The organism is Alteromonas sp. Mac1 (genome assembly GCF_001562125.1).
GTDB classification, from domain to species: Bacteria; Pseudomonadota; Gammaproteobacteria; order Enterobacterales; family Alteromonadaceae; genus Alteromonas; species Alteromonas stellipolaris.
Map to the genome: position 1 here is coordinate 151,578 of NZ_CP013932.1, position 25,727 is coordinate 177,304.

Here is a 25,727-nt window from a genome sequence, read left to right on the forward strand (position 1 = left end):
CATTAGCTCGATAACCCTGTGACTAACTCAGAATATATCAGCGTGTTTTTGCACGGTATCGTTCAACCAATCTAAAAATACATTTACTCTGGCTAAGTGCCTTACATCGCGATGGGTTGCTAGCCAAAAGGTGCGGGTAATGTTTATTTTATCTTGCAGTACCGGTTGTAGCTCATGGGCATTTTTGGCAATAAAATGAGGCAGAATGCCTACACCCGCTTTGTTTCGTAGCATTTGAAATTGCGCATTAATACTGGTGCTTTTAAGGGCGTGAAGCGGCGAAAGTAGCGATTCTTCAATGAAGTTAAGTTGGGGTGCATAAATTAAATCGGGCACATAACTGACCAAATTGAAGGGGCTTAGCTGCTCGATAGAACTAGGGGCGCCATGCTCTGCTACCAGGTCTTCGTGCATGTACAAATTTAAACGGTAGTCGGTAAGTCTTTTAGTGTACAACAGGCCTTTCGTGGGTTTTTCTAGCAAAATGGCAATATCGGCTTCCCGTTTATTGATATTTAAAAAGCCACTGTTTGCCACTAACTCCACACAAATAGCGGGGTAGCGCTGCTTAAATTCAGCCAACGCTGGGGCCAACACCCAAGAACCAAACCCTTCAGATGCACTGACCCTCACCGTGCCGGAAAGCTCCTGACGCTCGTCGGTTAAATCATTTTTCGCTTCTAAAATGTGTCTTTCTGCATGTTCAATATAGTGCACTAAGCGCTTACCGTGATCGGTAAGTAAATAGCCTTTGTTACTTAGCTCAAACAAGTTGCAATTAAGGGCTGTCTCCAGCCTTTTTACACGGCGAATGAGCGTAGTTGCATCAAGATGTAAGTTTCTGGCAGCAATGCTAATTTTTCCATTTCTGGCAAGGCCAAGAAACAGTCTTAAGTCATCCCAATTCACGTGATTACCTTTTTGACTTGCTGCAAAAATGCAGCACTGTGCTGTAACTATATTGACTTGCAGTTTTTAACGCAAGGTTTCAAGATTGTAAATAATATGTTTTATTTTTTAGTTGTCGAGGTAGGCCATGAGAACCATAACGCACTTTATTGAAGGCAAAGATTATATTGCTGAAGGCGAGCGTCACGCCGATGTATTCGCCCCTAACACGGGTAAGGTTCAAGCCCACGTTACGCTGGCTACCGTGGAAACGGTAAACCACGCTGTTGAAGTAGCCCAAAAAGCCCAGCGCGAATGGGCCGCCACAAACCCTCAACGCCGCGCACGTGTCATGTTTGAATTTAAACGCCTTGTTGAGCAAGACAAAGACAGGCTTGCCCAGTTGCTATCAAGCGAACACGGTAAAGTGCTATCTGATGCCCAAGGCGATATTCAACGAGGACTAGAGGTTATTGAGTTTGCGTGCGGTATTCCTCATGCGCAAAAAGGGGAGTACACCGATAGCGCAGGGCCGAGTATTGATGTGTATTCCATGCGCCAGCCATTAGGTGTGGTTGCGGGGATAACGCCGTTTAATTTCCCAGCAATGATACCCATGTGGATGTTCGGCGTAGCCATTGCCTGCGGGAATGCCTTTATTTTAAAACCTTCAGAGCGGGATCCGTCGGTACCTGTTGAATTAGCCAAGCTCATGCTACAAGCAGGGTTGCCTAAAGGCGTATTGAACGTGGTACATGGTGACAAAGTAGCGGTTGATGCGCTGCTTGACCATCAAGAGGTAAAAGCGGTCAGCTTTGTGGGCTCATCTGACATTGCCAATTATGTTTATGAACGTGGTGCTCGAGCTGGCAAACGTATTCAAGCCATGGGCGGCGCCAAAAACCACGGCATTGTGATGCCAGATGCTGATTTAGATCAGGTGGTGGCTGACTTAGTGGGCGCAGCGTATGGGTCTGCGGGCGAGCGATGCATGGCATTGCCTGTGGTAGTGCCAGTAGGTGAAGGCACCGCAGAAAAGCTTATCGACAAACTTATTCCAGCCATTAAAGCTATTAAAGTAAGCCATTCAGAAGATAAGTCGGCGCACTACGGCCCTGTGGTAACGGCTACCCATAAGTCACGTATTGAAGAATATATTGAACTTGCCATATCGGAAGGTGCGAATCTTATTTACGACGGCCGCACGTCGCAAATACCCGAGCACACCAATGGCTATTTCATTGGGCCCACATTGTTCGACAATGTAACGGCAGATATGCGCTCTTATCAGGAAGAAATCTTCGGGCCAGTACTACAAGTTGTGCGCGCCACAGACTTTAACCATGCGGTATCGTTGGCGAGCGATCATCAATACGGTAATGGCGTGGCCATTTACACCCGAAACGGCCATGCCGCCAGAGAGTTTGCACAACGGGTGAACGTGGGCATGGTAGGTATTAATGTGCCAATTCCCGTCCCTGTTGCCTATCACACCTTCGGTGGTTGGAAGCGTTCAGCCTTTGGCGATACCAATCAGCACGGCATGGAAGGGGTGAAATTCTGGACCAAAGTGAAAACGGTTACTCAGCGGTGGCCTGATGGTTCTGATACTAACGACAATGCGTTTGTTATTCCTACTATGGAATAAGCTGTGTCCATCGACATAAATCTGGAGTGAATAATGACTAAAAATATTGCGTTTATTGGCCTAGGCAATATGGGCTCGGGCATGGCTAAAAACCTAGTGAAAAATGGGTTCAGCGTATTGGCGTTTGATTTAAGCAATGAAGCTATGGTCATGGCAAAAGAGAATGGCTGCGAATTAGCTGAATCTGCCAAGCAAGCCGTAGAACGCTGTGATGCGGTGGTGACAATGTTACCTGCAGGCAAGCACGTTAAGAGTATATACGAAGGCACTGTGTTGCCTAACGCAAAAACCGGTACTTTGCTATTAGATTGCTCGACCATAGATGTGGCGACTGCCAAGGACGTGGGTGGCATGGCAAAAGCGCAGGGCTTGCTTATGGTAGACGCGCCAGTGTCTGGAGGCACTAAAGCTGCTGGCGACGGCACTCTTACTTTTATGGTGGGTGGCGAAAGCGCGGCCTTCGAACAGGCAGAAAAAGTGCTTTCAGCCATGGGTAAGAAAATTATTCATGCGGGGGAGTGTGGGGCAGGACAATCTGCGAAAATTTGCAATAATATGCTGCTAGGTGCCAGCATGATTGCAACCTGTGAAGCATTTCAGCTAGCAGAAAAGCTAAATTTAGATCCGCAGGTGTTTTTCGATATTGCGTCGAATGCGTCGGGTCAAACATGGTCGATGACCAGCTACTGCCCAGTAAAAGGGGTAGGGCCAGTTAGCCCTGCAGATAATGATTTTGCCGGTGGTTTTGCCGCCGCGCTTATGTTGAAAGACTTAACCTTAGCCATGCAGGGCGCTGAGTCTGTGGGAGCAAAAGTGCCTATGGGAGAAAGAGCCGCCGAGTTGTATCGTGACTATTGTGAAAAAGCGCAAGAAAACGGTGGGCTGGATTTTTCTTCTATTATCAAAACCCTTTAGCCCAACGCCTTAAATCAAGGGTTTTAGCTAAAAAGCTTTGTTTAAAACTAAGTTATTCAAGGTGTAAAAATGTGAGGCTGACTCTCATTTTTGCACCGTTCTCAGGTTCTATAATCTCTTACTTTCCATACAGCTACCCTCACTCACGCTTGTGAACAATGCCAGTGTTAAAAACGCCAACCTACTACTCGATCAACACTGACTTTTGTTGATTTAGAACAAAGATGCTTCTTTCCCAATAGGTAAAATGAGTAGTTCATCTAGTAAGCCAAATAATTGATTAAATCACGGGGGCAGCTTATGCGTTCCCCACACCGTGAAACTACTCGCGCTTTTCAGGCAGCGAGATTCATTACACAGGAAGCGTTGCCGTGAAGACAGTGAAGAAGACCCCCTTCGTTTTAGTTTTTTTGTTGATTGTATTATTGGTGCTTGGTTATAACGCCTTCTTCGGTGGTGCAGAGCAAGAAGATGTGGTGTCGAGTAATGGTCGAATTGAAGCGATTGAAATTGGTATTGCTGCTAAGGTAGCGGGAAGAGTGGAAGCCATTTATGTGGATGAAGGTGAGCAAGTAGAAGCAGGAATACTAGTCGCCAAGCTTGATACCACGACTATTCAAGGCCAACTTCGTCAAGCCAATGCACAGCGCGTGCAGGCGCAAAGTGCAGTAGCCGCAGCGCACATGGCCATTGCGCAGCGTGAGAGTGAAAAGGTTGCCTTACAGGCAGCGTTGCTTCAAACCGAAGCCGAGCTGAAAGCGGCAGAAGCCCACGCTAAACGCACCGATGAGCTTTCAAAAACTGGTGCTGTGTCGAAACAATTGGCGGAAGATAACCAAACTACGGTAGAAAGTGCAAAGGCGGCAGTAAATGCCGCGGCGGCCAGGCTTGCAGCGGCAGACGCCACCATTGAAGCCTCTAAATCTCAGCATTTATCAGCCCAAGCGGCGGTAACGGCAAGCGATGCTACCATCGCGCAAATTGAATCTGAAATAGATGATATGTTATTAAAAGCGCCGCGCAACGGGCGTATTCAATACCGTGTTGTGCAACCTGGTGAAGTAGTGGCCGCGGGTGGACGTGTGCTAAGCCTTGTAGATTTAACCAATGTTTATATGACATTTTACTTGCCTGCTACTCAAGTAGGGCGACTCTCTATTGGCTCTGAAGCACGTATTGTTTTAGATGCCGCATCTGATATTTCTATTCCTGCCAGTATTTCTTACGTGGCAGATGTCGCGCAGTTTACGCCCCGTTCAGTGGAAACCGAAAGTGAGCGAGAAAAGTTAATGTTCCGAGTAAAAGCGCAAATTCCTAAAGACTTACTACAAAAACATATCGAAAAGGTAAAAACAGGCTTGCCTGGCGTGGTATGGGTTAAGCTTGATGATAACGCAACGTGGCCAAGTGATGTGCCTGAGTTGGTTGCGCTATGACAGACGTCATTACCTGTGAAGGTCTGACGGTTCATTACAAATCAACTACCGCTATCGCAGATATATCACTTCGAATTCCCCGTGGTGCAACAGTTGGTTTTATTGGGCCTGATGGCGTAGGTAAATCTACTCTTTTATCGTTAATTGCGGGCGAGCGTATATTGCAGCAAGGTACGCTTAATGTGCTGAATGGCGATATGCGTGAGCGGGCTCACCGAGAAGCCATTTGTGCGGATATTGCTTATATGCCTCAGGGCTTGGGCAAGAATCTATACCCTACTTTGTCGGTGGAAGAAAACTTACAGTTTTTCGCCAAGCTATTTGGGCATGGGCGCGCCGAGCGCCGCAAACGTATCGATAATTTAACTAAGCGTACTGGGCTGTTTCCTTTTTTATCTCGCCCTGCGGGCAAGCTATCTGGCGGCATGAAGCAAAAGTTGGGCTTATGCTGTGCCCTTATTCACGACCCTAAATTACTGATTTTAGATGAGCCTACTACCGGCGTAGACCCCTTAGCGCGCAGCCAATTTTGGCGTTTAATTGCAGATATTCGAAAAGGTGGGGCTGATAGAGAGCAATCTGATTTAACCGTGCTGGTTGCTACTGCGTATATGGATGAAGCGCAGCAATTTGAACACCTCATCGCCATGAATGACGGCCAGGTACTCGCGACAGGTACGCCGCAAGAGCTGCTGGCGAAAACTCAAACCGACAATCTAGAGTCGGCATTTATTGCGTTGCTGCCCGAATCGATAAGACGCAAACACCTGCCCGTTGTTATTACCTCCATAGATGAAAGTGCTCACGCGCCTATTGCCATAGAGGCGAAAAGTCTCACCATGAAGTTTGGTGATTTTACTGCGGTTGATAACGTCAGTTTCTCTATTCGAAAAGGCGAGATATTTGGCTTTTTGGGTTCGAATGGTTGCGGTAAATCTACCACCATGAAAATGCTGACTGGCCTTCTGCCACAAACTTCTGGCGAAGCATGGATGTTAGGCTGCGTATTAGATCCGAACGACATTGCCACGCGATACCGCGTGGGCTATATGTCGCAAAGCTTTTCCTTGTATACCGAGCTTACCGTTGAACAAAATTTGGTACTACATGCGCGGCTATTTACACAGGCTAATACTCAAGATAACAAGCAGCGTGAGGCTCGCGTACAAGAGATGCTTGAGCGCTTTTCACTTCGTCATCACAAAGATGCGTTGCCCGCATCGTTACCGTTAGGGTTGCGTCAACGGTTGTCGTTGGCGGTGGCCATGGTACACAAACCTGAAGTACTGATTCTAGATGAACCCACATCGGGGGTAGACCCCATCGCGAGGGATAATTTCTGGCGTTTGCTCATCACCTTGGCCAGAGAAGATGGTGTGACTATCTTTATTTCCACACACTTTATGAACGAAGCGGCAAGATGCGATCGCATTTCGCTTATGCACACTGGCAAAGTGCTAGTAACTGATTCACCTGAGGCTATTGTGGCCCGTAAGCAAGCTGCTAGCTTGGAAGAAGCGTTTATCGACTATTTAGAAGCCGCGCAGCCAAGTAAAGACATTGCCCAAAGTGAAGAGGCTAGCTTAAAGAAAGGTGTTTCTGCAGCGAGACAAGAAGCCAGTCCAGAAAAAGAAAATACCAGCGCAGTGCCTGCGGCTACGAAACAAAAAAGCCGCTATAAACAGTCGCTACAACGTTTAATGAGTTACGCCACTCGAGAGACGTTGGAGCTAATGCGAGATCCTATCCGGCTAACTATGGCATTTTTAGGCTCTATCGTGTTGATGATGGTGATTGGCTACGGTATTACCATGGATGTAGAAGACCTTCAGTACGCGGTGTTTGACCGCGATAGGTCTGCTATTAGTGAGCAATACACCAATAGCCTTGCGGGTTCACGGTATTTTGTTACCCAGCCTGATATCACCAGCTATGAAGATATGGATAGGCGAATGAAAAGTGGCGAGCTGTCACTTGCCATTGAGATACCGCCTGATTTCGGTCAAAAGCTACACAAAGGTGAAAATGTACAAATTGCCGCGTGGATAGATGGTTCTATGCCCTCTAGAGCTGAGACCATTGAAGGCTATGTTGAAGGTATCCACTTAACCTGGTTGTTAGAACAAGCCTCTCAAATGAGCACTACCACTTCTACCTCACTTATCGACGTGCAGTCTCGCTATTTGTATAACCCTGATATTAAAAGCCTGGTGGCCATTGTACCTGCGGTTATTCCAATGTTATTGCTGATGATCCCGGCATTACTTACATCATTAGCCGTGGTGCGAGAAAAAGAACTCGGCTCAATTATTAATTTGTATGTCACCCCAGTATCAAAGCTTGAATTTTTGCTTGGCAAACAAGTGCCCTATATTCTCACTTCATTTGTAAGCTTCATTTTATTGGTGCTAATGGCGGTGTACTTTTTCAATGTACCCCTAAAAGGCGATGTATTCGCGTTTGCCATAATCGCGTTACTGTTTGTCACCTTTTCTACCAGTTTTGGCTTGTTGGCGTCAGTTTTTACCAATAGCCAAATTGCCGCCATACTGCTTACTACCATAGGCACCATGGTGCCCGCGGTTCAATTTGCGGGCATGATCACGCCGGTTTCAGCACTAGAGGGCGCAGGAAAAATTATTGGTGAGATGCATCCCATTAGTTACTTTTTATTAGCCAGTCGAGGCATTTTCAGTAAAGGGTTGGGCTTTGGTTCATTAGATTTTGCGGTATATGCCATCGCTATCAGCATTCCTATTACCTTGTGGTTGTCAGTGGTGCTACTTAAGAAGCAGGAGCGCTAAGTCATGAAACTTAACAATGTATTGCATCTTAGTGTAAAAGAATTGTGGAGCTTATGGCGCGACCCTGTGATGTTGGTGCTCATTTTCTATGTGTTCACCTTAAACATTTACACGGCGGCCACAGCAGTACCTGAGTCTTTGCATAACGCGCCGATTGCGTTTGTGGATCATGACCGTTCGCAGCTTTCTCATCGGGTGATAGACGGCTTTGTGCCTCCCTATTTTTTAACCCCCGTCATTATTTCTGAACAAGACGTTACCCCCAGCTTAGATACGGGTAAGTACACCTTTGTCGTGACGATACCTCCTGAATTTGAAAAAGACGTAATGAAGGGTTCAGTGCCTGATGTGCAAGTTAACGTAGATGCTACCCGCATTAGCCAGGCGTTTACCGGTAACGGCTATATTACTGAAATTATCGGCGAAGAGGTGGCCGCTTATGTGGCGGGGTATAAGTCAGAAACCAGTTATACCGTAGATTTAATCATGCGCGCGCGGTTTAACCCTGCCTTAGAAAGTTTCTGGTTTGGTTCAGTGATGGAGCTCATTAATGCGGTGACAATGATTGCGATTATTTTATCGGGCGCGGCGCTTATTCGAGAAAAAGAGCGGGGTACAATAGAGCATTTATTGGCAATGCCAGTATCAAGCAGTGAAATAATGTTATCGAAAATTGCCGCAACATTGTTGATGGTGTGGCTTGCTACACTCATGTCGGTGTATTTGGTCATTCAATACGTACTGGGCGTTCCTATTAATGGCGATGTGTGGTTATTTATGCTGGCGGTGGCTATTCACCTATTTGCGGTGAGCAGTTTAGGTATATTCATGGCTACTATTGCACGCTCTATGCCGCAGTTTGGGCTTTTACTCATTCTTGTATTATTGCCGCTTCAGTTATTATCTGGCGGAGTAACAGCAAGAGAAAGTATGCCTGAACTAATTCAAAACATTATGCTTATTGCCCCTAATACTCACTTTGTTATGGCATCACAAGGTGTGCTGTACAGAGGGGCAGGGCTAAGTGTGGTGTACCCCCAACTTATTGCGCTAACTGTCATTGGGGGGGTATTTTATTATATTGCTCTGCGCCGCTTCAAAAGCACCGTGGGTAGCATGGCGTAAAAAAGAAGGTGTAGCTAAGAAAGCGTGGAGCACAGGCTGCAGTAAGTATGTAGGATGCCATTTTTTTGCCTAAATATTGTTCATGTGCTAGGTTAAGTTTACCACATCAATAAAGGAATACATGATGAAGTCATACACCACTTTCGCTATATCTAGCACCCCCGTTAAGTACCTAACAGGTTTATTCACAGTCGTTACCTTACTGTTTAGTAGTGCAGTATTTGCGCAGCACGATAAAACTCGAAAGTATGAGCAGTTTGAAATACTTGGCCAAAAAACAAAGCCCCAATTACAGCGTGAATTTGATAAAGCTAAATTTGATTTCTTGGATATGTATCATGAAATAAATGAAGTAGCGAAGTTTGACGTGCTATGTTCTTACCATCGCCCTCTAGGCAGTAAAATTGCCAAAAAAACCTGTGAGCCTCGGTATGTTAGAACTGCGCGAGCAATGTATATACAAGCGTCTATGGGCACAGAAATTGAATTGAGTCGATTGCCTAGCGACGATATGATTCGCTTTTTAACTAAGCAAACCCGCGAAGAAAGCTATGAACATGTAGCGGCGTTAGTTATGACAAACCCTGAGTTGAACAAAAGTTTTGCCAAACTTGAGTTTCTTCATAGCCGTTTAAATGAAGACAGAGAGTAGCGTACACACTATTCGTTTGAACACCTAATACTGAAGAGTGAATTAGAAAAAAAGGCCTACTTAGAAAAGTAGGCCTTTTTTTTGTTTACCCGCTCAAGGCTGTTCTACCTGCTGATACTTTCTAAGCTCTATACGCGACACCATGCCTTTATGTACTTCATCAGGGCCATCGGCTAATCGAAGTGCGCGAGCGCCTGCGGCAAATCTTGCTAATGGGAAGTCGCTACACATGCCTGCACCGCCGTGAATTTGTAGTGCCATGTCTACTACCGATTGCAGCATGTTAGGCACCACCACTTTAATGGCAGATATTTCTGTCATGGCGTGCTTCACGCCAAGGTTGTCTATCTTCCATGCGGCATGAAGGGTTAATAGTCTGGCTTGCTCTATGGCCATACGTGCTTCAGCAACACGCTCTAAATTACCGCCTAAGCGAATAATGGGCTTACCAAACGCGACCCGTTCGTGGCCACGTTTAAGGGCAAGCTCTAGTGATTTTTCAGCCATGCCGATGGCGCGCATACAGTGGTGAATTCGGCCAGGGCCTAAACGGCCTTGAGCAATTGCAAAGCCTTTACCTAAACCCATCACTAGGTTTTCTTTACTTACCCGTACATTATCAAAATGCATTTCACCATGACCATAAGGGGCATCGTAATCGCCATACGCATCTAGCATACGGGTTATGGTAATTCCTGGTGTATCTAGTGGCACAATCACCATGCTATGGCGGCTGTGTTTGTCATTTTCTGGGTTAGATAAGCCCATGAATATGGTAAACGCTGCATTAGGATGGCCTAAACCAGTAGACCACCATTTTTTACCGTTGATCACTACATCATCGCCATCTTCAATAATGGTTGCTGCCATATTGGTGGCGTCAGACGATGCTACGTCAGGCTCTGTCATACCAAACACGGAACGTATTTCGCCTGCTAGTAACGGCGTAAGCCACTTGGCTTTTTGGGCTTCGTTACCAAAGTGATAAAGCACTTCCATGTTGCCTGTATCTGGCGCGTTACAGTTGAATATCTCAGGGGCGAAAAGAAATCTGCCCATACGCTCAGCCATGGGCGCATATTCAAGGGTAGTTAACCCTTTGCCAAGCTCAGCATCGGGTAAAAACAAATTGGCTAACCCTGCCTCGCGCGCTTTTCGTTTTAGTGCCTCGGTGCCAGGGTGTAGCTTCCATTTCTTCCAATCACTGTGGTGATTCTCTTTATGATGAAAATCATAAACTTCATTTTCAATGGGCTCGATATGTTCAGCAATAAATGCATCAAGTTTTTCGAGTAGGGCGTTTGTTTTATCGTTATGCGAAAAATCCATGACTATCCTCGGGTGCTTAACAAATGGCGATTAGGTTAAAAAGCAGTGGGCAATAAATTTGATAGCTATAGAGTAGTTTAGTTACTAGAATGAATGAAATGAAATGTAGTCCGACAGTGTTGTGAATTGCATTCATGAAGCATTGCTCTTACAAACCAGTCTCAAAACCAGTGCCAATGCCGGTATTGAAGCTGGTTTTAAGAGTTGGTTTGCTAAGTAGCGTGTGAACCGAGCGTTTCAGGCACCATAGGAATAAGTCTTTATGCAAGATAATCGACAATTCGAAAAGCTCGACTTAAATTTACTGAAAGTGTTTGAGGCCTTGTGGCAGCAGCGTAACATGACCCATGCAGCTGAATCGCTACATATCACCCCATCAGCGGTTAGCCATGCAATGCGAAGGTTTCGCGAAATTCTTGGCGACCCACTATTTGTTCGTGAAAAAAATCACATGCTGCCTACTGCCGCCTGCGAACGTTTAGCACCTCAAATTCTAGAAGCGCTAGCCAATATTCGCCGTGCATTAAGTGAATTTACGGCCTTTAATCCAGCTCACAGCCATCAGCGCTTTGTTATTGCTATGCAGGAATCGCTAGAACTCAGTGTTCTCCCTGCACTATTGGCAAAACTTGAAGTGCATGCACCTAATGTTGAAATTGTGAGTGCGCGATTAAATCGTGACACTATGGTGGCCGACTTAAGCAATCGCAATTTACATCTAGTGGTAGACATAGGGCGGCCAATTTCGCCGCCGGTTGAACATTGTTTGCTAACCCGTGACAACTACGCTGTACTAATGAATACACAGCATGATTTACGTAACAGCCTATGTGCAGAGGCTTACCTTAATGCCCGTCATATTACAGTGTCGAATAGAATTAAAGGGGCATCGGTAGAAGAGATTGCCCTGCAGCAACTTGGCGTAAGTCGCCCTTCACTATGGCGTTGTCAAAATTATAGAGCAGCGGCAGAGGTTACCGCGAACACCAACGCACTGTTAACCTTACCAGGCTCCATTGCCAGCGCCCTTGCTGACGAAAGCTTAAGTATCGCGGCACTGCCATTCGACCTACCTGCATTAGAAACACATCTGTACTGGCATCAGCATCAAGAGGGCGAGCCAGGATTAATGTGGCTAAAGGCGCTAGTATTACAGTTATTTGCATGAACTGGTTGTTGCGTGTAATGTTTGCTAGTATTTCAGTATAAATTATTGGCTTGCTGCGCTATAAAACATGCCACATTTGAAGCGCACGTATCAATGATGACAGCGTTTAACGCCTTGAGAATCTATATGAAGATCCACACCATTTCTGGCTACATTCAACACATCTACCTAGCAGAGCACGACCATGGCTTACTGCTATTAGATGGCTGTAGCCGCGCAGATGTTGAAACGGTGAGCCGGTTTATCACTGATACCTTGCATCGGCCGTTAAGCGACTTAAAATTAATTGTGGTCACACATATGCACCCCGATCATGCTGGTGGGGCGGTTCGACTAAAAGCGTTAACCGAGGCGCCTATTGCAGCGCACCCAAAAGCAAAAAGTTGGTATGCAGGTTTAATGGGCAGAGCAGCTCACGCCATTGATTTGGGCCTGACATGGTGGGTGGCAAACCGTATAGGCAAGCAGCGAGAGTCTATTTGGTATAACCCTGTATTGTGTGCTGATATTCTGTTGGAAGATAATCAAAATCTGCCCTTATTTAACGAGTGGAAAGTGCTTTACTCACCTGGTCACACTGATCACGATATAAGCATTATGCACGAACCCACCCGACAAGCTTACGTTGCCGATTTATTGGTGAAGGTAAAAGGTGAGTTAGTACCACCTTACCCCTTGTGTCATCCGAATCAGTACCGTAAGTCGTTACAACGCATCGCACAGTCGTCTATAGAAACGATTTTCTGTGCCCATGTGGCACCGGTGCAGTTGGTTGATATTCCCTTTGACCACGTTATCGAGAATGCGCCAACCCTGCCAAAAAATCACTGGCATTCAGCCAAAAATCGCATTAACAGAAAGCTGTTCGGCAAAACCGCTCAGCACTAGTGGGTTCAGTAAAAGTGCATATTGCAAAAGTGCGAAAGCGGCTGTATGTAAGAGCGCTATAGCGGTAGCCGCTTTAATACAAAGCCTTTTAAAGACAAAGCCTCCTAATGACAAAGCCAGCACGCTCTCTTCAGTTAACGTGTATTACCCTTGGGTAAATTGCTCGTAGGCTAACATGGCATCAGCGGCATACATTAATGATGGGCCGCCACCCATATAAATGGCCATGCCTAGGGTTTCTTCTAACTCTTCTTTGGTTACGTTTAAATCGACCAGTGCTTTTACGTGAAAGCCAATGCAGCCGTCACACCGCGTTGAAATACCAATGGCTAATGCAATTAGCTCTTTGGTTTTTTTATCTAGGGCGCCGTCTTGAGTTGCTGCTTTCGCCATAGCTGAAAAACCTTGCATGGTGTCGGGTATGCCAGCTCGAAGAGACTTCATGTTATCTGAAATGCGTTTAGTTATATCAGGGTACGACTTGCTCATTTGATGATCCTTTTTACTATTAACGTTAAAGACTAAGCACAAAGTAAACAAATTATTATATGCATATTATCTTATGTATCAGTGCGTCATATAGTCGTCAACTTAGATTAAGGTAAATTTCGGAAGTTGTAACAAAACGTGCAATATGCTTGTCTTACATCAATTAATGACCACATTATGTAAAGGCACGTATGGTTAAGTGCAACTAAAAGGAAACGGGTGGCTCATGCAAAACAGTTTGTCTTCTTTACTTGATAAGATGCGCTTAGCCGCGTCAGCATCAGGGGAAACCCTGTCTGATATTTTCAGTAAAGAAACCCATAGATTTACCATTACCGGCTTAAGCCGAAGCGGAAAATCTATGTTGTTCACCAGCTTAATGACCATGCTGAAAAGTCGCAGCGAAGAAGGTTATGCTTGTATGCCTTTGTTGCGATATCTTCCGCCTTCACAGGTAGAATTCATGCGGATTGAACCCATAGACGGGTACAAGCCTTTCCCTCTCAAAGAGAACATGGATGCGCTGGCATCAGGTCGGTGGCCTGAGGCTACCGAAGAAGCTTATGGGTTTAAGCTTGTTGTGCGGTTAACACAAACCATGAGTATTAAGCGCCACCTTTTGCCCCACACCGATATTGTTTTTGAATTTATCGACTATCCAGGGGAGTGGATAACCGATATTCCTATGCTAGGTAAAACCTACGCTCAGTGGTCTGATTCTGCATGGGCGCAATTAAGTAGCGGGCCTCAGCAGCATTTTGCTAATGAGTGGAAAACGGTGGTTAACGCCTTTGACTTCGAACAACTGCCCACACAAGAGAACATTAACGCGCTCGTGAGTGCCTATCGACATTATTTAGTGGTGGCGAAAAAAAATGGAATATCCTTGCTACAACCCGGCAGCTTCTTATTAGATTCGAGTGATTTTGACTGGCAGCAGTTAGGCTTTGCGCCGTTACCATCAAGTATTACCAGCGATGTATCTCATCCTTGGTATAAGGTATTTGATGCGCATTTTACGAGGTTTCAAAAAGACTGGTTAACGCCGTTAAAACAGTCTGTATTTCGGGAAACCGACAAACAAATTATTTTGGTCGATTTATTCGAGGGGTTAAATCACAGCCGCCAGCATTTGTATCAATTAAAAGAAACGCTTAGTCATTTGGCCGACACCTTTGTGTATGGCCAAACAGGGTGGTTTGCCCGTAATGTTATGCGCAAAGAAGCCATTGGCCGAGTGGCTTTTGTAGCCACAAAAGCGGATTTAATCCCGGTGTCTGAGCGCGAAAACTTGTTATCGTTACTCAAGCAGGTCACCGAAGGTGCAAGAGCTCGGTTTGTTGATAAGCCTATTAAGTTTGAGCATTTTTTAGTATCGGCAATACAAGTCACGGATGAAGGCAGCTCGCCAAATGCATTGCGTTATCAAGATGCCGAGAATGGTTATGTAGAAGCGGCATTTGAACCGATACCGGCTTCACTTAAAGCCATGGAAGCAGATGCACATTTTCCAGTATTGAACACCCAAGTGCCGCAAGACTATATGGCGCGAATACTATCCGGCAGAGGGTTGGACAGACTACTGCAATTCTTATTGGCCGAAGGAGTTTCCAATGAATAAACAAGACTCGATGAGCGAACAAAGCTCGATGGATGAACAAAGCTCGATGTATAAAGATACCGAGAAACTAGCAAGTGCAACTCCGCCAGCCTATCGCCCCAAAGTAGTAAAGCAGCGTATTGATGTTACGCCCCCGGATACGGCGATGCCCGCAAAAACTGAAACCAACGAATGGCAAATGGACAGCGCAAAAGCGCGTATTTCTACTGGCGGATTAACCTTGGGGCTAGGTGTACTTTCCATTATTGGCTTCTTTGTTTTCGATGCCTACACCACGCTTACGGCAAGCGTAGCTGAGCATCCCATTGCTAGCACTGCTTTGGCCGTACTACTTAGTGGTTTTGTGGCCTGTTTCAGTTATTTGAGCTTTCGAGAATGGCGAGGTTATAAGCAAATCAATAAGGCCATTGATGATGGGCAAACTATCGCTTCGTTAACCGGTGAAGATAGCATTGAGACCGTCGACAAAGTACTCAAACGCCATGGTAGCCGTTTTACATCATCGTCTTATGCTGCGCACTGTTTCGCTATTTACCAAAAGCAGCTGCACAATGATATGTCTGCCAAAGAGCGGCTGGGGCTGTATCACGATACGGTATTAAACGCGGTGCAGCAAAAAGCGCAGAAAGTGCTAAACAAAGAGTCGATAACCGCAGGAAGCTTGGCATTTATTAGCCCTAATAATTTAATTCAAACCTTTGCAGTCATGTGGATAAGCTTTCGTACCATTAGGCGTATGGCCAAAATTTATGGCCTTCGACCCGGCACCATAGGCAATTGGAAACTACTCGGCGTACTTGCCCAAAATATTGCCGCACAGGGGGTATTCGACTTGGCTACCGATGAAGTAGCCAATCAAATTGGCGGTTCGTTAAGTGCAAAATTTATGGAGAATTCCGCTGAAGCCGTCGCCGCAGGGGCGCTTAACGTGCGTTTAGGAAAGGCATTAATGAAGCTATTAAAATAGGGCGAATAACAGCGTTATTCATAACGCTGTTATTTCCCAAGTGATACCTTTTACAAGCATGAATACGTGACGAAAAGTCGATGTATCTTGCTAAGCTACCCCCGCACTACAGGGCTTTTTTAGTTGGCATTACAACGTTAGCAAATATAAGCCCTGCTACTAGCGACATAAAAATCAAGAACACTTCCTGACCTAAATGATCAGCTTGTACAAAGTCTTGCCCCGAAATAAACGAGTTTAACCCAATATAGGTTTTAGACCCCGGTACCAATACAATCAACCCATGCATAGCCACAATGGTAGCAGGCTGATTTGCAATGCGGGTAAACGCATTGGCAAAGAGACCTAGCGCGAAGGCTCCCACGAAAGCCCCTAAACCTTGGCTCATATAGTCAGAGCTCCACGCCGTGGCACTGTATGCAATAAAGGCTGCCGCCATTGCCCACGGAATATGTTTAACCCTTGTGCGAAATATAGCCACTAGCGCTAAACATAACAAAAATACTGATAACCACGTTGCCCAATAAGGCAAAGACTCGGCAGGTTGATACACATTCTCGCCAAATAAGCTAAAGCCTGCAGATACGCCTAAAAAAGCACCGAAGTAAAGCTTAAACAACTGCATTACCGCGTCCATGGTGCGAGCGGTGCCCGATACCATATTGCGTGATGAAAGCTCGGCAAGCCCCATGGTAAGGGCAAGGCCAGGAACAAATACAATTACCGAGGAAAGTACGATAAGAGGGATATTAATACCTGGGTCGATATAAGTACCAATAGCACAAGTTAATAAGGCGGCAATAAAGGCTGTAGCCGGTTCAAGCATTAAGTTAACCCGCTTAGAGCGCTGGGACCAAAGTGTCCACACATAGGCGAGTAAGCCTAACAACCCTGACCAACCAATCTCTGCCCAACTTGCACCCATTAGCATGGCAAAGGCACTGGTAGCCATACCATAAGCGCCACCAGTCAGCCATTTTCCATATGGGCTTCCCATAGCATCTATTTCGTCTAAGCGCTTATCAGCCTCGGCAAGCGTTAAATCACCACTGAGTAATGAACTTGCTAGTTCGTCGGTAAGTGATAACGCATTCATGTCTAAGTCGCCTGGCAGTAGGCGAGATGCATGGTTGTATTCGTCTTCGTGCCTGTCACTCCAAATAACAAAAGTTAATGAAGTTGGGGTAGAAATGAATGAGGCGTGCACGCCCAAGTAGCTAGCTACTTCTAATAAGTAAGCTTCTAGTCGAAAAGCAGGTGTACCGTACTTATGCAGCATTTTGCCAAGCTTTACAATAAATCTCCGAATTTGAATAAATTCTACAGTGTCCAACGACTTGTCCTACTTGGGGGCTATATTTCTAAAAAACTAAGAGTGCATTCACCGCTAAGCACGGCAGCGCGAAACGCCAAGCCTGTTATTTAACATTTAAAAAGGTTTGGCTAAAATTTGCGCGGATTGTAGAGGCAAAATAGATATAACGCAAAAAACATTTATTATTTATTCACGTTAGAAAATCTAATCCATCTTCTTAAGATGGTTTGGGTGGCGGTGGACGATTTCCTGGCGGTCCACGTCGCACATCGCAATGCATACTGTCACCTTCAATAGCGCAACCTGAAGGTGCACTGAAGCAGGCTAAAATTTGGTTACTTCCAGCATCTCCCGCATGGTAGTGGTAACCAATTCCTTCTTGTCCACCAACACCACTTCCATCGATAGCATGCCCACCACAGTCATCAAGATCATCAGGCACTAACCCATCAGGGTGTTTGCGTTCAAAAATAGTAAAACCGTCTAGTGCCACACCTAACATTTTTCCGTGGGTAGAAAGCGCAGTATCAATAGATGAGCACTCGGTAATTGCATGGTAATGGTACCCAACATGCGGGTTAACATGGCCACCGCAGTCATCAAAAGGTGCCAGAGTGTAGGCGCCTAATATGGCATCAACCGGTGCCGGCGCATCCATCTTTACACCGTTAAATGCAAGGCCGACACCACCATGAGGGTCGAATTGGGTAATACGTGAGGCTTTTTCAGGGTAGGCGGGAATGAGGTACTTTTGTGGTTCAACATCTTCTGCGTATTCAGCTTGGCATTCAACGCAGTAGTTCTGATATTTGGGGTCGACATCGGGTCGCGCAGCTGCAAGGCAAGCATCTTTGCTGTCAGTGACTTTAATTTCGCCAGTTTCAGGGTTAAATAGCTGCCAATTGTCGTCACTATAGAAGGTGGCTAGGTTTTCGATAAAATTGCCATCTGCATCGTATACTTCGTTATCATTTAACCAAATACCCGCGTCTTCAGCGGTATCGCTAATATTACGTGGGCACCAAGGGCCTTTGTCGTGGCCAACATCAATTTCACTATTTATGGGCATAGTAACGATGTAACAGCTAGTTTCGGTTCCATCGCTTAATGTACATTCTACAAGACTGTCACTAACTATAACGTCATCAGTAAAGTAGTTGGTAATGGTTGGGAGTGAAGCGGTTGTACTTTGTTTTCTTGCTTCATTTTGGGCGTGGACATGGGCTTCTGAATTGGAATGATCGCCGCAGGCGGTGAGTGTACCAAGGGTTAATACCCCTGCGATCAACGCTAATCTTCTTACATTGATATTCTTCATTGCCATCCTTTTTCCACTGTTAAAACAAAGCTGCTTAGTAATAGTAGCTTACAAAGGGCTTTTTGGATTAACACTCAGAAACAATAAACGTTTACTCATCGCTTAACTAGCATGATGGGAAAGTGTTATAGCTATATCCAGCGACTAGAAATAGGCGAACGCCAGTGGTTAGAAAAAGAGATATACAAAATGGCTAGCTAAAAGCCATCCAGTCTTTCCATACGGGCTCCAATCCTTTCGCTTCAATAGCCGCGGCTACCAAATTTACGGGGCGAGTATCATCTATATCAAACTGGTTAAGCGCTTCTGACGGCGCACTGTAACCGCCTGGTTGAGTTTGTGACCCTGCTGACATCGAGGTAATACCTAATGGCAACACACCATCGCGAAATCGCGCCGATTCACGGGTAGATAGGGACAATTCGGCTTGTGGGTTAAACAAACGGTGAGCGCATATCAATTGCAATAGTTGTGTTTCGTTAGGAAACTGCTGGGTTAATAAATTAGCTGAATCGTTAGTGTTGCCTTCACATTGTCGTAACCTGGGGAAAGAAATCGCCACTCGACTTCGCCAGTAATGTTGCTGAATTAGTTGGCCGTGAAGGGCTGTCATCACACTATCGGTGCGCCAATCACCTAGCCCTAATAAGGCACCTATGCCTATTTTATCGATACCTGCCGCGCCAATACGATCGCTAGCCTGCAAACGCCATAAGAAATCCTGCTTTTTACCTCTTGTATGGTATCGGGCGTAAGCTTGAGGGTTATAGGTCTCTTGGTAAACCAGTACCGCATCCACCCCTAACGACTTTAAGGTTTCGTAGTCTTTTTGTGGCAACGGCTGTACTTCCATCATTACATTGCTCACTTTAGCCTTGATTGTAGGTAACACTTCACTAAAATAAGGCATGCCTACCTTTTGTTCGTGCTCCCCTGTTACCAGCAATACTTGTGAAAACCCCATATCGGTAATGGCGGCTATTTCTCTTTCTATTTGGCTCAGGTTTAGCACCGTGCGTTTTATTTTGTTACTCATGGTGAAGCCGCAGTAGGTACATTCGTTCGCACACAAGTTGGCAAGGTATAGCGGCACAAATAACCCCATGGTATTGCCAAATCGTGCGCGGGTTAGCATTTTAGATTGCGTAGCCATCTCTTCTACATAAGGTGTGGCGGCAGGTGATATCAACGCCATGAAATCATCTAAATTTCGACTTGTTTTAACCAACGCTTGTTCTACGTGCTTGCTGGTTTTGCTTTGGATAGAAAGGGTTATATTCGATAAGTCTTGCGACATGAGTGTGCTTGCTATACGCATGACTAACTACTCCTGCACCAAAAACTGTGTTAAGGGGCTAGAAGGCTTGGCATTTTGCTGTGTGTTGGGCATGCCCGCTTCGTAGGCTTTGCGGCCTATTTCAACGGCCTTAGAAAAAGCACTGGCCATGGCAACGGGGTTGCCTGCGGTAGCAATGGCTGTATTGACTAATACGGCATCAGCGCCCATCTCCATTGCCGCCATGGCTTCGCTAGGTTTGCCAATACCCGCATCAACAATAACGGGCACATTCGCTTGCTCAATAATAATGCGCAAAAAAGGCGCCGTTTGTAACCCTTGGTTGGTGCCAATAGGCGCGCCTAATGGCATAACTGCAGCGCAGCCCACTTCTTCTAATCGCCGACAAAGCACAGGGTCAGCATGGCAATACGGTAGTACATTGAACCCCTTTTTCACCAATGCTTCGGCAGCCTGTAAGGTTTCGATAGGGTCAGGTAAAAGGTGCTGCTGGTCAGGGTGAATCTCTAACTTTATCCATGGGGAACCTAGTACTTCGTAGGCTAACTCAGCGGCAAAAATGGCTTCTTGTGCATTTTTTGCTCCGGAAGTATTTGGCAATAGCGTAACGTCTAATTCTTTCAACAGTGCTAAGGAATTATCGTGTTCAATGTGCGCTGAAAGCCGTTTCATGGCTAGCGTCACCATGGTGCTTTTGGCACTTTTCACACTGCGTTTCATTATGCTAGGCGAGCTAAATTTACCTGTGCCCATTAATAGGCGTGATGAAAATGTCTGGTTAGCTAAGGTAAGCATTTACCCTCCTGCTACAAGCGTGAAAACGTCAAGCTTGTCGTTATGTTGTAAGTGGCTGTCACCCCAAAGAGGCTTGGCTAAAATACTGCCGTTTTTAGCCACAGCAGTGCCGTCTTGGCTTACGCCTTGGGCTGTTAGAAATGCTAACACCGACGTATTTGGTGCACAGTTAGCCTGCTCACCATTTAATGAAATATTTATGTGTGACATTGGCATACCTCGCAGTGTTTATAAGGCGGAAGTGAGAAAGATTGAAACTGTGCGGAGGCCACATTCATGATGGTGTATTGCCCCCACGCAATGTTTACCTTGGGGTTGGCCATATACAGCAGGGCTTGGGTAGCTTGATAGCACGCGGCCATACCTACCACCGGGCCTAAAATCCCTTGGCTGATACAGTCTTCTTGTACTTTGGTTTGGGCAAGCAAGCATGCATAGCAACCATGGTTGTTTTCATTCAACTGCAGGTTTAACGCTTGCCAGCTGTACTGGCTGGCGGCGGCAATAAAAAGTGCTGTGCGCTGGTTAACGCAAGCAGCATTAATGGCTTTTCGGGTAGTGATGTTGTCGCTGCAATCAAGCACGCAATGGGCACCGGATATCAATGAGACTAAGTTACTGCTATTTGCTTGAACCTCGGCCAGTTCAATTTGGGTGTTTGGGTTTACAAGGCGCAATTGGGCATAGCTAGCTTGGGTTTTGTGCTGGCCGATATGTTCTTGGTTGAACAGCACTTGCCGATGAATGTTACTTTTATCCACAGTGTCGTTATCTACCAGCAATACTTTGCCAATACCTGCACCTACCAAATAACGTGCAACCAAGGAGCCCAGCCCACCTAGCCCGATGATAACCGCGTAAGCTTGTTTAAGGCGCGCTTGCCCTTTTTCGTCAATGTCATCTAGCATCAACTGGCGACTATAGCGGCTGATGTCGTCGCTAGATAAGTGCACACTATTCATGGTTAAGTCCGTGTTGAACCGAAGTGCTAACTTTGTCGGTGTCATCATCAATGATATCGCTAATTACCTCGCCACCACTCATCTGTTGTCGCAGGTTGTGATATGCCGCCGCGGGATCCTTTGCTTGCGTAATAGCACGTACTACTGCAATACCCGATACACCAGTACTGGCTACCGGATTAATTCGCGCCAAGTTAATACCGCCAATGGCCACTGTTGGCGTATCTCCACAAAGACGAACGTAACGTGAAAGGCGATCGAGTCCTTGAGGTTTCGATGGCATATCTTTGGTGGTGGTGGGAAATATATGGCCAAGTGCAATGTATGAGGGGTTTAGCCATTTTATACGTTGAAGTTCACAGTAACCGTGGGTTGAAATGCCCAATCTAAGTCCTGCACGCGAGATGGCGTGTAAGTTGGCTGTTTCGAGATCTTCTTGGCCTAAGTGCACGCCGTAAGCACCATGCTTGATGGCTAGCTCCCAGTCATCATTAATAAATAACTGACAGGGCGTGTTTTTTACCATCTCAACAGCCTTAGCAATTTGTAAAGACTTATCATCTTGAGTGCCAAACTTTATTCGTAATTGAATAATCACGGCGCCTGCCTCTACTAGCGCTTCCAATTGCGATATATCGTTCAGTACTGGGTAAACCCCTAACGAAGTGTCGGTTAATCTAGGGAAATGCATTGGGGTTTGACGCCGGATTGGGTCGCTTTCACCAAAGCGAACGGAAGGGTAGTGTACCGGTGTTAATGGAAAACCAACCAATCCTGCGCAATGTATATGATCGGCAGAACAGACGGAATTGGTAGAAAGCAAGGATGCGTTGCGCACTTTATGCAGGTAAGCATTAGCGAGCGTTAGCGCATCTTGAATATCATAGTCGCTTGCCACAAAACCAGCTAATGCACTGGCAAACATGCAGCCTGTACCTCTAAGGTTCCCCATGTTGTCTCGGGGTTGCTGAAAAATTCGAACCGCATGCGTAGACACAAAAGTATCAATGGCTGTACTTTGCCAATGCGCGTGGCCGCCTTTCACGTATACCGCCTTAGCGCCACGGGCGATAAGCACCTTTGCCGCTGCTAACAGTGATTTTTCACAGTGCACAGGCCAGCCTGATAACTGGGATAGCTCTTTCACGTTAGGGGTTACAATATCCACAGCCGCAATAAGCGCATCAACACTTTGTTGGCTAAGTTCACTTAATACACCTCCTGAAGAACTCACCAACACCGGATCCCAAACAACAAAACAACTTGTGCTTTTATATTGTTTTATTTTTGTCACATGCTCACACAAGAACAGGGCTTGTGGTGTGTTTGCAATTGCGCCAATTTTTATTGCCTTAGGGGGAAGTTCGATTTCTAGCGCTTGCCATTGTGCATTGAGCGTTTCGATACTCAATGCCGATGCACTTCGCATTGTTGAATGAGACTGGTTAGCGACTTGTGTGGTTAATACGCATGCATGCACACTTATATCAGCAAGTGTGATGGCGTCGCGGGTAATACCCGCGCCTCCACTTGTATCTATGCCACCAATAACCCACGCAACAGGCTCTTCGCTCATGGCTTGTGTCGCAGCTTTAAGTGTGTCTTGTGTTGAAGCTTCGCTCACGGTAGCTGTACCTTGGTATCGGCACCGTGATATAGCGCGGCGCCAGATTCGTTAAAGGCGGTAGCCATGTCTTGCATGCCTTTTTCCTGATTAGCTTTGGCTACATCTCGCACTTCTTGAGAAATTTTCATAGAGCAAAATTTGGGGCCACACATAGAACAAAAATGTGCCACTTTACCTGAGGCCTTGGGTAGGGTTTCATCGTGATAGGCTCGGGCGGTATGAGGGTCCAATGCTAGGTTAAACTGGTCTTCCCAACGAAACTCAAAGCGAGCTTTCGACATGGCATTATCGCGAATTTGTGCACCAGGGTGACCTTTGGCTAAGTCGGCCGCGTGTGCCGCAATTTTGTAGGTAATTAGCCCTTGCTTAACGTCTTCTTTGTTTGGTAAGCCCAAATGTTCTTTAGGGGTAACGTAACAAAGCATGGCGCAGCCATACCACCCAATCATGGCGGCACCAATGCCTGAGGTAAAGTGGTCGTAACCTGGCGCAATATCGGTAGTTAACGGGCCTAACGTGTAAAAAGGCGCTTCATGACAATGGGTTAGTTGCTCTTCCATGTTGGCTTTAATCATATGCATTGGCACATGTCCTGGGCCTTCAATCATAACCTGAACATCGTATTCCCAGGCTATTTTAGTGAGCTCACCCAAGGTGCGAAGTTCAGAAAATTGTGCCTCATCGTTTGCATCGGCTACGCTGCCTGGGCGTAATCCGTCACCTAAAGAAAGCGATACATCATAAGCGGCACAAATTTCACAAATATCGCGGAATCGTTCGTACAAAAAGCTCTGTTTGTGATGACTTAAACACCACTTGGCCATAATAGAGCCGCCGCGCGACACAATGCCCGTTACTCGATTTGCGGTAAGTGGCACGTATTCAAGCAATACGCCTGCGTGAATGGTGAAGTAATCTACCCCTTGTTCGGCTTGCTCGATAAGGGTGTCTTTAAACAACTCCCAGGTAAGATCTTCAGCCACGCCATTTACTTTCTCGAGGGCTTGGTAGATGGGCACAGTACCTAAAGGGATTGGGCTGTTTCGAAGCAGCCATTCACGGGTTTCGTGAATGTTACGGCCGGTGGATAAATCCATAATGGTATCGGCGCCCCAGCGTGTAGACCACACCAGCTTTTCCACTTCCTCTTCAATAGACGAGGTTACCGCTGAATTCCCAATGTTGGCGTTAATCTTTACTAAAAAGTTGCGGCCAATAATCATGGGTTCTAGTTCAGGGTGGTTTATATTCGCAGGAATAATCGCGCGACCTGCTGCCACTTCTTGGCGAACAAACTCAGGGGTAATGTTCGAAGGCAGGTTGGCCCCGAAGTGTTCGCCTTTGTGTTGCTGACTTAGCGGGCTGTCTTTTAATGCATCACGCCCCATGTTTTCCCGAATAGCAATGTATTCCATCTCGGGCGTGATAATGCCTTGGCGAGCGTAATGCAGCTGTGTCACGTTTTTACCTTCTAGGGCTTTACGTGGTTTTAGCGTTCGGGTGAAGCGAAAATCTTCGGTGACAATATCTTGCTCACGCTGTTTCGCAAAGCGTGACGATACGCCTTCAAGTTCGTATGTATTTTCACGTGCTTTAATCCAGTTGCCTCGTAGCGGCGCTAACCCTTTTTGCACGTCAATGGTCACGTCTGGATCGCCGTAAGGGCCGGACGTATCGTAAACCCCAATGGGTGGGTTACTTTCAAATATGGGGTTTTCTTCGGTGCCGCCTATTAAGCTGTCGTGCTGATGAATCAGTCGCATGGCAACGTTAATATCGTCGCGGCTGCCTGTCTCGTAATGACGAGTAGAATTAGGGTAGGCTTCACCAGCCAATTGATTAATAAAGTTTTGCGCCTGTTGGCGCTGTTCGCGTCGAGTCGACATAGCATTTTCGCCTGTTAGTTTAGGTTATAAAATGCTTGTCAGGAGTGGAGGAGAGAATACAAAGGGCGCAAAAGCATGACCGGTACTACAGGCAAAATCCCGCAGGATAAATTCTTGCCATACTACATGGTTTCACTTTTACAATTTACGACTTACCACTTTGTACTTTCTTGTTCCCTTCGCAGGTATTAGCCTGATCAGGTTCAACGGATCCCGCTTTCGCGGTCTCAGCTCACTGGATTAATTCAGTTGAGCACTCCGACAAGTAACTATATTCAGTATAAAGCGAAAGAAATTTAAATATCAAGCCTTGATTTGGCGTGGTAGGGGGATGGTGTGTTCCTTATAACAAAACTTGAAATTTTAGAGAGGGTTGAGAGGTGTGGGGCCTCTACTGGCAGCATCCATGCTGCAGAAGATTTCTAAGGTGAACGCACTAACACTCTTGTTCAAGGTGGAATTTGGCGGTGAGAGGGCCTGTCTACAGCTTCCATGCTGTAGAAGGTTTCTGAGGAACACACCATCCCCCCTTATAACAAAACTTGAAATTTTAAAGAGGGTTGAGAGGTGAGGGGGCCTCTGCTGGCAGCATTCTGC

Annotated in this window: 21 protein-coding genes and 1 riboswitch; of the genes, 10 read left to right on the forward strand and 11 right to left on the reverse strand. The window is 46.1% G+C overall.

The genetic code is table 11. The features are described from left to right. Window positions 1-27: 27 nt before the first annotated feature. Window positions 28-909, reverse strand: coding sequence for a LysR family transcriptional regulator (locus AV939_RS00620; RefSeq protein ID WP_057794868.1), 882 nt, complete (start codon window positions 907-909; stop codon window positions 28-30). Between the two features lie 127 nt (window positions 910-1,036). Here AV939_RS00620 and AV939_RS00625 point away from each other — a divergent pair, with 127 nt between their 5' ends. From AV939_RS00625 to AV939_RS00650, 6 genes are all read left to right on the forward strand, one after another. Next, window positions 1,037-2,536 carry a CoA-acylating methylmalonate-semialdehyde dehydrogenase gene (locus AV939_RS00625; protein ID WP_061996795.1) on the forward strand — a complete coding sequence of 500 codons (1,500 nt, stop codon included), beginning with the start codon at window positions 1,037-1,039 and terminating at the stop codon, window positions 2,534-2,536. Window positions 2,537-2,569: 33 nt separating this feature from the next. Next, on the forward strand, window positions 2,570-3,451 hold the full coding sequence (mmsB, locus tag AV939_RS00630; protein WP_061996797.1) for a 3-hydroxyisobutyrate dehydrogenase: 882 nt from the start codon (window positions 2,570-2,572) through the stop codon (window positions 3,449-3,451). A gap of 371 nt (window positions 3,452-3,822) precedes the next feature. Then, window positions 3,823-4,887: an HlyD family secretion protein gene (locus tag AV939_RS00635; RefSeq protein ID WP_231751148.1), complete on the forward strand. Its 1,065-nt coding sequence runs from the start codon at window positions 3,823-3,825 to the stop codon at window positions 4,885-4,887. Then, a complete protein-coding gene (rbbA, locus tag AV939_RS00640; RefSeq protein ID WP_061996799.1) occupies window positions 4,884-7,691 on the forward strand; it encodes a ribosome-associated ATPase/putative transporter RbbA in 2,808 nt (935 codons plus the stop codon). Before AV939_RS00635 ends, rbbA begins: the two co-directional genes overlap by 4 nt. A 3-nt stretch (window positions 7,692-7,694) precedes the next feature. Then, the gene (locus AV939_RS00645) at window positions 7,695-8,816 is read left to right on the forward strand and encodes an ABC transporter permease (protein ID WP_061996801.1); all 1,122 of its coding nucleotides are present in this window, start codon (window positions 7,695-7,697) and stop codon (window positions 8,814-8,816) included. Window positions 8,817-8,937: 121 nt separating this feature from the next. Then, the gene (locus AV939_RS00650) at window positions 8,938-9,468 is read left to right on the forward strand and encodes a hypothetical protein (RefSeq protein ID WP_231751149.1); all 531 of its coding nucleotides are present in this window, start codon (window positions 8,938-8,940) and stop codon (window positions 9,466-9,468) included. 93 nt (window positions 9,469-9,561) lie between these two features. On the opposite strand, the gene AV939_RS00655 is transcribed toward AV939_RS00650, so the two are convergent. Then, a complete protein-coding gene (locus AV939_RS00655; protein WP_061996803.1) occupies window positions 9,562-10,797 on the reverse strand; it encodes an acyl-CoA dehydrogenase family protein in 1,236 nt (411 codons plus the stop codon). A 262-nt stretch (window positions 10,798-11,059) separates the two neighbouring features. Here AV939_RS00655 and AV939_RS00660 point away from each other — a divergent pair, with 262 nt between their 5' ends. After that, on the forward strand, window positions 11,060-11,965 hold the full coding sequence (locus tag AV939_RS00660; RefSeq protein WP_061996805.1) for a LysR family transcriptional regulator: 906 nt from the start codon (window positions 11,060-11,062) through the stop codon (window positions 11,963-11,965). Between the two features lie 126 nt (window positions 11,966-12,091). Beyond that, window positions 12,092-12,853 (forward strand): MBL fold metallo-hydrolase, encoded by a 762-nt coding sequence (locus AV939_RS00665; protein WP_061998140.1) that lies wholly within the window; start codon window positions 12,092-12,094, stop codon window positions 12,851-12,853. Between the two features lie 144 nt (window positions 12,854-12,997). Here AV939_RS00665 and AV939_RS00670 read toward each other — a convergent pair whose 3' ends face one another. Then, window positions 12,998-13,342 (reverse strand): carboxymuconolactone decarboxylase family protein, encoded by a 345-nt coding sequence (locus AV939_RS00670; protein WP_057794854.1) that lies wholly within the window; start codon window positions 13,340-13,342, stop codon window positions 12,998-13,000. Window positions 13,343-13,568: 226 nt separating this feature from the next. Between AV939_RS00670 and AV939_RS00675 the strand changes: the two genes are divergently transcribed. Together AV939_RS00675 and AV939_RS00680 are read left to right on the forward strand one after the other, a co-directional pair. Further along, a complete protein-coding gene (locus AV939_RS00675; protein WP_061996807.1) occupies window positions 13,569-14,963 on the forward strand; it encodes a YcjX family protein in 1,395 nt (464 codons plus the stop codon). Beyond that, complete coding sequence (locus tag AV939_RS00680; RefSeq protein WP_057794850.1) at window positions 14,956-15,930, forward strand: YcjF family protein; 975 nt, start codon at window positions 14,956-14,958, stop codon at window positions 15,928-15,930. The genes AV939_RS00675 and AV939_RS00680 overlap by 8 nt, the downstream gene beginning before the upstream one ends. 106 nt (window positions 15,931-16,036) lie before the next feature. Here AV939_RS00680 and AV939_RS00685 read toward each other — a convergent pair whose 3' ends face one another. From AV939_RS00685 to thiC, 8 genes are all read right to left on the reverse strand, one after another. Further along, a complete protein-coding gene (locus AV939_RS00685) occupies window positions 16,037-17,263 on the reverse strand; it encodes a threonine/serine ThrE exporter family protein (protein WP_057794847.1) in 1,227 nt (408 codons plus the stop codon). A gap of 199 nt (window positions 17,264-17,462) precedes the next feature. Continuing rightward, window positions 17,463-18,563, reverse strand: a complete 1,101-nt coding sequence (locus AV939_RS00690; RefSeq protein ID WP_061998141.1) for a YHYH protein — start codon at window positions 18,561-18,563, stop codon at window positions 17,463-17,465. Window positions 18,564-18,756: 193 nt separating this feature from the next. Then, window positions 18,757-19,881, reverse strand: a complete 1,125-nt coding sequence (gene thiH, locus AV939_RS00695; protein WP_061996809.1) for a 2-iminoacetate synthase ThiH — start codon at window positions 19,879-19,881, stop codon at window positions 18,757-18,759. A 6-nt stretch (window positions 19,882-19,887) separates the two neighbouring features. Then, a complete protein-coding gene (locus tag AV939_RS00700; protein WP_061996811.1) occupies window positions 19,888-20,655 on the reverse strand; it encodes a thiazole synthase in 768 nt (255 codons plus the stop codon). Then, on the reverse strand, window positions 20,656-20,865 hold the full coding sequence (gene thiS, locus AV939_RS00705) for a sulfur carrier protein ThiS (RefSeq protein ID WP_061996813.1): 210 nt from the start codon (window positions 20,863-20,865) through the stop codon (window positions 20,656-20,658). Continuing rightward, on the reverse strand, window positions 20,853-21,617 hold the full coding sequence (locus AV939_RS00710; RefSeq protein ID WP_061996815.1) for a HesA/MoeB/ThiF family protein: 765 nt from the start codon (window positions 21,615-21,617) through the stop codon (window positions 20,853-20,855). The genes thiS and AV939_RS00710 overlap by 13 nt, the downstream gene beginning before the upstream one ends. Then, window positions 21,610-23,241: a thiamine phosphate synthase gene (thiE, locus tag AV939_RS00715; RefSeq protein ID WP_231751150.1), complete on the reverse strand. Its 1,632-nt coding sequence runs from the start codon at window positions 23,239-23,241 to the stop codon at window positions 21,610-21,612. The genes AV939_RS00710 and thiE overlap by 8 nt, the downstream gene beginning before the upstream one ends. Beyond that, the gene (thiC, locus tag AV939_RS00720; RefSeq protein ID WP_057794836.1) at window positions 23,238-25,130 is read right to left on the reverse strand and encodes a phosphomethylpyrimidine synthase ThiC; all 1,893 of its coding nucleotides are present in this window, start codon (window positions 25,128-25,130) and stop codon (window positions 23,238-23,240) included. Before thiC ends, thiE begins: the two co-directional genes overlap by 4 nt. Before the next feature lie 157 nt (window positions 25,131-25,287). Further along, window positions 25,288-25,401, reverse strand: a riboswitch (TPP riboswitch). Window positions 25,402-25,727: the final 326 nt, after the last annotated feature.

What these genes read in the sequence shown, in the direction of transcription:
- thiC (WP_057794836.1), bottom strand. Translation starts at nt 25,130, where the DNA reads ATGTCGACTCGACGCGAACAGCGCCAACAGGCGCAAAACTTTATTAAT.
- AV939_RS00680 (WP_057794850.1), top strand. Translation starts at nt 14,956, where the DNA reads ATGAATAAACAAGACTCGATGAGCGAACAAAGCTCGATGGATGAACAA.
- AV939_RS00670 (WP_057794854.1), bottom strand. Translation starts at nt 13,342, where the DNA reads ATGAGCAAGTCGTACCCTGATATAACTAAACGCATTTCAGATAACATG.
- AV939_RS00690 (WP_061998141.1), bottom strand. Translation starts at nt 18,563, where the DNA reads ATGAAGAATATCAATGTAAGAAGATTAGCGTTGATCGCAGGGGTATTA.
- AV939_RS00650 (WP_231751149.1), top strand. Translation starts at nt 8,938, where the DNA reads ATGATGAAGTCATACACCACTTTCGCTATATCTAGCACCCCCGTTAAG.
- mmsB (WP_061996797.1), top strand. Translation starts at nt 2,570, where the DNA reads ATGACTAAAAATATTGCGTTTATTGGCCTAGGCAATATGGGCTCGGGC.
- AV939_RS00660 (WP_061996805.1), top strand. Translation starts at nt 11,060, where the DNA reads ATGCAAGATAATCGACAATTCGAAAAGCTCGACTTAAATTTACTGAAA.
- thiH (WP_061996809.1), bottom strand. Translation starts at nt 19,881, where the DNA reads ATGCGTATAGCAAGCACACTCATGTCGCAAGACTTATCGAATATAACC.
- thiS (WP_061996813.1), bottom strand. Translation starts at nt 20,865, where the DNA reads ATGTCACACATAAATATTTCATTAAATGGTGAGCAGGCTAACTGTGCA.
- AV939_RS00645 (WP_061996801.1), top strand. Translation starts at nt 7,695, where the DNA reads ATGAAACTTAACAATGTATTGCATCTTAGTGTAAAAGAATTGTGGAGC.
- AV939_RS00675 (WP_061996807.1), top strand. Translation starts at nt 13,569, where the DNA reads ATGCAAAACAGTTTGTCTTCTTTACTTGATAAGATGCGCTTAGCCGCG.
- AV939_RS00710 (WP_061996815.1), bottom strand. Translation starts at nt 21,617, where the DNA reads ATGAATAGTGTGCACTTATCTAGCGACGACATCAGCCGCTATAGTCGC.
- AV939_RS00665 (WP_061998140.1), top strand. Translation starts at nt 12,092, where the DNA reads ATGAAGATCCACACCATTTCTGGCTACATTCAACACATCTACCTAGCA.
- rbbA (WP_061996799.1), top strand. Translation starts at nt 4,884, where the DNA reads ATGACAGACGTCATTACCTGTGAAGGTCTGACGGTTCATTACAAATCA.
- AV939_RS00625 (WP_061996795.1), top strand. Translation starts at nt 1,037, where the DNA reads ATGAGAACCATAACGCACTTTATTGAAGGCAAAGATTATATTGCTGAA.
- AV939_RS00700 (WP_061996811.1), bottom strand. Translation starts at nt 20,655, where the DNA reads ATGCTTACCTTAGCTAACCAGACATTTTCATCACGCCTATTAATGGGC.
- AV939_RS00655 (WP_061996803.1), bottom strand. Translation starts at nt 10,797, where the DNA reads ATGGATTTTTCGCATAACGATAAAACAAACGCCCTACTCGAAAAACTT.